Origin of the sequence: Streptomyces lunalinharesii (assembly GCF_039532155.1) — a bacterium.
Lineage (GTDB): Bacteria > Actinomycetota > Actinomycetes > Streptomycetales > Streptomycetaceae > Streptomyces > Streptomyces lunalinharesii.
This window is the reverse complement of the sequence record NZ_BAAARK010000127.1, coordinates 1-629: the sequence shown is the minus strand read 5'-3', so window position 1 is coordinate 629 and position 629 is coordinate 1. Positions and strand designations below refer to the sequence as shown.

Below are 629 nucleotides of genomic sequence, written 5' to 3'. Positions count from 1 at the left end.
ACGGCACGGTGTGGGTGACGGGTGGTACGGGTGGTTTGGGTGGTGTGTTGGCTCGGCATGTGGTGCGGTCGTGTGGGGTGCGTCATCTGTTGTTGTCGAGTCGTTCTGGTGTGGCGGCGGATGGTGTGTCGGGGTTGGTTGCGGAGTTGGAGTCGTTGGGTGCGCGGGTGTCGGTGGTGGCGTGTGATGTCGCTGATGCTGGTGCGGTGGCGGGTGTGGTGTCTGGTGTTTCGGGTGCTCATCCGTTGACGGCTGTGGTGCATGCGGCTGGTGTGTTGGATGACGGGGTGGTGGGTTCGTTGACGTCGGAGCGGTTGGCTTCGGTGTTGCGGCCGAAGGTGGATGGTGCGTGGAATCTGCACGAGGCGACGCGTGATTTGGATTTGGCTGCGTTTGTTGTCTTTTCTTCTGTTGCGGGTGTGTTGGGTGGTGCGGGGCAGGCGAATTACGCGGCGGGGAATGCGTTTTTGGATGCGTTGGCGGTGCATCGGGTGGGTGTGGGTTTGCCTGGTGTGTCGTTGGCGTGGGGTGCTTGGGATCAGGGTGTGGGGATGACGGCGGGGTTGGGGGAGCGTGAGGTCCGTCGTGCTGCTGAGTCGGGGATGCCGTTGTTGGGGGTGGAGCAGGGG

Annotated in this window: 1 protein-coding gene; it reads left to right on the top strand. The window is 63.3% G+C overall.

Going from position 1 to position 629, the window contains the following annotated elements; translation table 11 throughout:
- Positions 1-8 precede the first annotated feature (8 nt).
- Positions 9-629 (top strand): beta-ketoacyl reductase (locus ABD385_RS41250; RefSeq protein ID WP_344585426.1); only part of this gene is annotated, 621 nt, incomplete at its 3' end.